Below are 6,016 nucleotides of genomic sequence, written 5' to 3'. Positions count from 1 at the left end.
TAGTATATAATAATTGCTACAATTTTTTGCTAAGCAAAGCTTGTAGGGGAAAAAGGGAATTTTTATAAAAATGTATAACAATACATTACACTCGATATCTTCTCTTGAAGAATAGTTTCGAGTGTGGTGCGAAGCATACTTTTAACTCTGCCCTTGTTCATAAAGAAGCCCAGGCAACTGGCAGAAACACCTACTAAATCAGCCGCTTGTGCGGTGTAAATTATCATGGCTGGGAAACCATTGCCTCAGCGGTCATATTATGTTAACCGAAATTGGATTAACATGCAAGGGCTAAAAAAACTATTGCACTAACTCACCAATTACGATCGGTCGGTCAGTGGCTCAAACAAAACTATTGCACTGACGCACTAAATTGTTCGGCAGCACATATAGCGCTACACGCAACGCAATAAAAAAGCGATCGCAAACTGCGCAGCGATGCTCTTAAGCCCAAAGGCCACGCTACGCGAACAGAGCCGCTACGCGATCGCAATTAGTTAGCGATCGCACAAATACAACTATTCTTCAAATCCCCCCCTTGTTAAGGGGGGTTAGGGGGGATCCCCCAGTCCAAAACTACTGCAACCCTTCCAACAACTGTTCCAACGCCCTATCAAGAGCTTCCCCTAACTTACTGCCATCTTTTCCACCAGCTTGAGCCAAGTTAGGTCGTCCACCGCCACCACCACCACAAATTTTAGCGATCGCACCAATAAACTTCCCAGCCTGCAAGCCTTTCTGATTAACACCCTTACTAAAGGCTGCCACTAAACTCACCTTGTCGGGGCTAGGCACTGAACCCAACACTACTGCACTTTCTCCCAGCTTCTGCTGTAGCTGTTGCGCAACACTTTTTAAGCCCTCTGGTTCTACTCCCTCCATCTTCGCAACCAGAACCTTGAACTCACCTACAGACTTAGCTTCCGCTAACAACTGGTCAGATTTTGCCAAAGCCAGTTGTTGCTTGAGGGCATCTAACTGTTTATTAGTAGCCTTGAGTTCCTGTTGTAAATTACTAATCCGCTCAGGTAACTCTTCCGGTTGTGCCTTAAAGCGATCGCATAAATCCTTAACCACCTTATCCCGCACATTCAGATAATCCAGCACCGCCGGTCCAGCCACTGCTTCTATCCGCCTAATCCCAGACGCCACCCCTGCGGAAGAGATAATCTTAAACACGCCAATCTCAGCAGTATTGTTGACATGGGTACCACCACACAATTCCATGGAGACACCAGGGAAATCAATCACCCTGACCTCCGAACCATACTTTTCCCCAAACATAGCAGTCGCCCCCTTAGCCTTAGCTTTTGTCAAAGGCATCACCTCCACATCTGCGGTATGGGCTTCACTAATCCAAGTATTAATTTGTGCCTCGATTTGCTCTAACTCTTCCGATGTCAGAGCGCGAGGGCAATTGAAGTCAAAGCGCAAACGGTCAAAAGCCACCAAAGAGCCTGCCTGAGAGATGCTTGGGTCAACAATTTTTTTGAGAGCCGCTTGCAGTAAATGAGTCGCACTATGGTTAGCTTGAACTCGACGGCGACAAGCCCGGTCAATTTGAGCCGTTACTGTTGTGCCTACCGCTAAATTTCCCCGTTCCACAGTACCGAAGTGGACAAAGAAATCCGATTCCTTCTGAACATCTTCGATCCGAACCAATAGCGAATCCCCAGACAGATAACCGCGATCGCCTATTTGTCCCCCAGATTCCGCATAGAATGGGGTCTGATCCAAAATCACCTGGACCTTACTCCCAGCCCCAGCCGATTCCACCGACTTGCCATCAACTAGCAAAGCCTCTACCTTAGCCATGGACTGGGGTTCAGTGTAACCAAGGAATGCTGTGCTATCGATCTGTTCCCCTAGCTGATCTAAGCTACCCTGTACCGTTAAATCAATCGTTTCATGGGCAACTCTAGCCCGTTCCCGCTGCCGTTCCATTTCCACCTCGAAGCCATCGAGGTCTACCGTTAAGCCCTGTTCTTCAGCAATTTCCTCAGTTAATTCCACTGGGAAACCATAGGTATCATAGAGGGTAAACGCATCTGTGCCAGAAATCTGCTTAGGCTTCTTGGCCAAAATCTCAGCTAGCAGCTTCTCACCCCGTTCCAGGGTTTTCAGGAATTGAGACTCTTCCCGCTGCATTTCAGCTTTGATAGTCTTTTCCCGTTCCCGGACATTAGGATAAGCTGATTGAGATAATGCGATCGCTGTTTGAGCCACTTCCCAGGTAAATTCCCCATCAATCCCAATCAAACGGCCATGACGCACCACTCGACGCAGCAAACGGCGCAACACATAACCCCGTCCGGTGTTAGAAGCCGTAATCCCATCCGCGATCATATGAACGATTGCCCGGATATGGTCACCAATAACCTTCAGAGAAACCTTCGTCTTCTGATCACTCTTGCTATAGTTAACCCCAGCAATTTCCGCTGCGGTTTTTACAATCGGGAAAATTAAATCAGTTTCATAATTATTCGGCACTTGCTGGAGGATTTGCGCCATCCTCTCCAGTCCCATCCCCGTATCAATATTTTGCTTCTCTAACGGGGTGCGATTACCCTCCGCATCCTGGTTGTATTCCATGAATACCAGGTTATAGAACTCAATAAACCTGGTATCATCTTCCAAGTCAATGCTCTCGTCTCCCAGTTCTGGGTGAAAATCGTAGTAAATTTCCGAACACGGACCACACGGACCGGTCGGACCCGATTTCCAATAATTATCCTCCTCACCCAAGCGCTGGATGCGATAGGCTGGGATGCCAATTTTATCCCGCCAGATCGCAAACGCTTCGTCATCATCCCGAAACACACTGACGACTAAGCGTTCTGGTGGCAAACCAAATACCTCTGTAGAGAGTTCCCATGCCCATGCGATCGCTTGTTCCTTAAAATAATCCCCAAAACTAAAATTCCCCAGCATCTCAAAAAAAGTATGATGCCGTGCCGTGCGTCCCACATTCTCTATATCATTGTTGCGGATACATTTTTGGGCAGTAGTGGCGCGAGGGAATTCCGACTGACGTTGTCCTAGAAAAATCGGTTTAAACGGCAACATTCCCGCAATTGTCAGCAACACCGTCGGGTCTTCCGGTACTAGGGAAGCACTTGGCAATACCTGGTGTTGCCGTTGGGAGTAGAAATCGAGGAAAGTTTGCCGTATTTCGTTACCGCGCAAATAATTAGGGATATCGGGCATGGTTCTCTACAAGTCAGCTTTAGGGTATGGGCATATGGTAATTAAAACCCTATCGCTATATTTATTAATTTACCTATGATCCATTGTTACAGACCTTGGCTAGAAAGCCCACCCTTGAGAGCTGAGCATCCCATTTTGATGGTTGATGCTTGAAGGTTTGATGGTTGAAGGTTGGTAGGTTGAAGGTTGGTAGGTTGAAGGTTGGTAGGTTGGAGGTTGGTAGGTTGGAGGTTGGTAGGTTGAAGGTTGGTAGGTTGAAGGTTGGTAGGTTGGAGGTTGGTAGGTTGAAGGTTGGTAGGTTGGAGGTTGGTAGGTTGAAGGTTGGTAGGTTGGAGGTTGGTAGGTTGAAGGTTGGTAGGTTGAAGGTTGGTAGGTTGAAGGTTGGTAGGTTGGAGGTTTGATGGTTGAAGATTAGAGGCTTAACAACTGAAAGCCGGATGTATAACTAGCAATCTGTAACCTGTAACCTTCAACATCTAACCTGTAACCTTCAACATCTAACCTGTAACCTGTAACCTGTAACCTGTAACCTGTAACCTTCAACCTGTAACCTTCAACCTTTCAACCTTCCAACCTTCAACCTTCAATCTTCTTAATCTAATCGTTGCAGTTTGTAAAGACTCCTGAACTTTAACAACAAGTATTCGTAATCTCCAGAAAGTCGTGTTAGCTTTAAAGAGTGGAAGTCATCCTTCAGATAAAAACCTGAAGCCAAAAACCAAATGGGCATAGATAAGATGATTTCTAGCGGTCTATAGCCCAGCCACAGTAGGCACCAATCGAACATAGCAAAAAGTGGCGAGAAACCAACAGAAGTTGGAGGAAGCCAAACCAAAGTCCGGAAAGACACGACTGTGTGAGATTTAGTATTAGGTGTATCTGTGAAGTTTGCCAACCATAGTAGTGATTCAAAACTGGTAGTCAGAAAGTTAACTCGTTGAAAATTTGTCTTTTTCCACTCGAATGGGTCTAGTCAATCCTGGCTAGGCCCTTTGAGTATTGGGGCAATGTATTGGGGAAATGTATTGGGGAAATCCCAGACACATTAGAAATGATTGCTGTACCGTACCATTAAAGTTAATCAAATGTAAGCATTCAGCCGTCAGCTATCAGCCATCAGCTTCATAGTTCGAGATTAATGATAATTTCAAGTCTGGGGAAAAGCCCTTGGCCAATGACTGATAGCTGATAAGCGACACGCTGATAGCTGACAAAGCAATTAACACTTCACCCTTGACCCTACATGCTTCATACTTTTTAATCTAATCGTTGCAGTTTGTAAAGACTGATTAACTTTAACAACAAGTATTCGGAATCTCCAGAAGGCCGTGTTAGATTTAAAGAGTGGAAGTCATCCTTCAGAGAAAAACCTGAAGCCAAAAACTAAATGGGCATAGATAAGATGATTTCTAGCGGTCTATGACCCAGCCACAGTAGGCACCAATCGAACATAGCAAAAAGTGGCGAGAAACCAACGGAGGTTGGAGTAAGCCAAACCAAAGTCCGGAAAGACACGACTGTGTGAGATTTAGTATTAGGTGTATCTGTGTAGTTTGCCAACCATAGTAGTGATTCAAAACTGGTAGTCAGAAAGTTAACTCGTTGAAAATTTGTCTTTTTCCACTCGAATGGGTCTAGTCAATCCTGGCTAGGCCCATTGAGTATTGTCGTCAATCGATCTAAGTTATTGGTAAGGATTAACATTGCTACCTTGGGCTGCGAGCTTTAAGGGCAAGCTGATTAACCGGTGTCAGAAAAACTGATGGAGTATTGACTATGGCAGTAGTACAGTTAAAAGTTCCCAGTATTGCGTGTGATGTCTGTGCCAAGACCATTACCGAAGGTATACTCCAACAGGAGCCAGATTCTAAAGTCGCAGTGGATGTAACATCAAAGACGGTTAGAGTTGAAACCGAAGCATCTGAAGAGTCAATTAGACAGATCATAACGACTGTCGGTCACAGCGTGGAGTAAGCTACCAATTGACACTCCCCGCCCTGGAAGGACGGGGATTCTTGCTTGGCCTATGGCCACGCGATCGCGTTCAACGGGGTGACTTGTAAAACCCTTGCCGGAGCCAGGAAAAATAGAGGTGGATTCGACCCAAGCGTATTTGGTCTATGACCTAGGTTTCGGTGTGCCGGAAACGAAACCTGATCAGAGGGTCGCCTTAATAAAAAAGGTTAAAACTTTTTACACAAGCGCCGACTAACTATAAAGGCGACCCTCTGATTAAGGTAACTTCTAACCCCACCGTACCTAATCTAGTTAACAAGTTAGATAAACTTTTTCTTGATCTTATGTTTTCGGAGATCTCCAAATCTAAGAATTTGATGATGCAATAAGCTGATATCTTAGCTGATTTTTTACATCATCTACTTATTTTAATATCATGTTTATCTAGAACATTAATTGTTTTTTTCGTTAGGTTTTTATCTTAACACGATGCGAAAAAACCGTCAAGTCTTAATTTAACAAAAAGCCTACCGTAAGAGTTAAGAAGCCTTAATTAATAAGTTTTAACCCTTTTGCTCATAGCCTGCTCCCAATAAATGCTTCTTAACTCTGAGGCGCGCGTCTCCTATAAGGACGGGGCGCGATTACCCAAATTTTTTGGTAAGCTAGTGTGATTTCAATGGCCCTTTATTTTCTAAAGGCTCCTAGTTGGAACGAGCCGCACTTCGACAATACATCATTAATGTATATGTAAGTATTCAGCTATCAGCGTGTCGCGTATCAGCTATCAGCGTGTCGCGTATCAGCGTGTCGCGTATCAGCTAATGCGCACGCTACTTGAGGTGCTACAGAA

3 protein-coding genes are annotated in these 6,016 nt (G+C 45.0%); 2 read left to right on the top strand and 1 reads right to left on the bottom strand.

Annotation, left to right across the window (positions count from 1 at the left end; genetic code table 11):
• Nucleotides 1-576: 576 nt before the first annotated feature.
• On the bottom strand, nucleotides 577-3,207 hold the full coding sequence (gene alaS / locus F6K20_RS21200) for an alanine--tRNA ligase (protein ID WP_287295936.1): 2,631 nt from the start codon (nucleotides 3,205-3,207) through the stop codon (nucleotides 577-579).
• A gap of 164 nt (nucleotides 3,208-3,371) precedes the next feature.
• Here alaS and F6K20_RS21195 point away from each other — a divergent pair, with 164 nt between their 5' ends.
• Together F6K20_RS21195 and F6K20_RS21190 are read left to right on the top strand one after the other, a co-directional pair.
• Nucleotides 3,372-3,608 carry a hypothetical protein gene (locus F6K20_RS21195; RefSeq protein ID WP_287265707.1) on the top strand — a complete coding sequence of 79 codons (237 nt, stop codon included), beginning with the start codon at nucleotides 3,372-3,374 and terminating at the stop codon, nucleotides 3,606-3,608.
• A 1,375-nt stretch (nucleotides 3,609-4,983) separates the two neighbouring features.
• Complete coding sequence (locus F6K20_RS21190) at nucleotides 4,984-5,181, top strand: heavy-metal-associated domain-containing protein (protein WP_008181598.1); 198 nt, start codon at nucleotides 4,984-4,986, stop codon at nucleotides 5,179-5,181.
• The last annotated feature ends 835 nt before the right edge of the window (nucleotides 5,182-6,016 follow it).

Origin of the sequence: Moorena sp. SIO2C4 (assembly GCF_010672485.1) — a bacterium.
Taxonomy (GTDB): Bacteria; Cyanobacteriota; Cyanobacteriia; order Cyanobacteriales; family Coleofasciculaceae; genus Moorena; species Moorena producens.
Note: the sequence above shows the minus strand (reverse complement) of the source record. Positions and strands in the feature narration are given on the sequence as shown.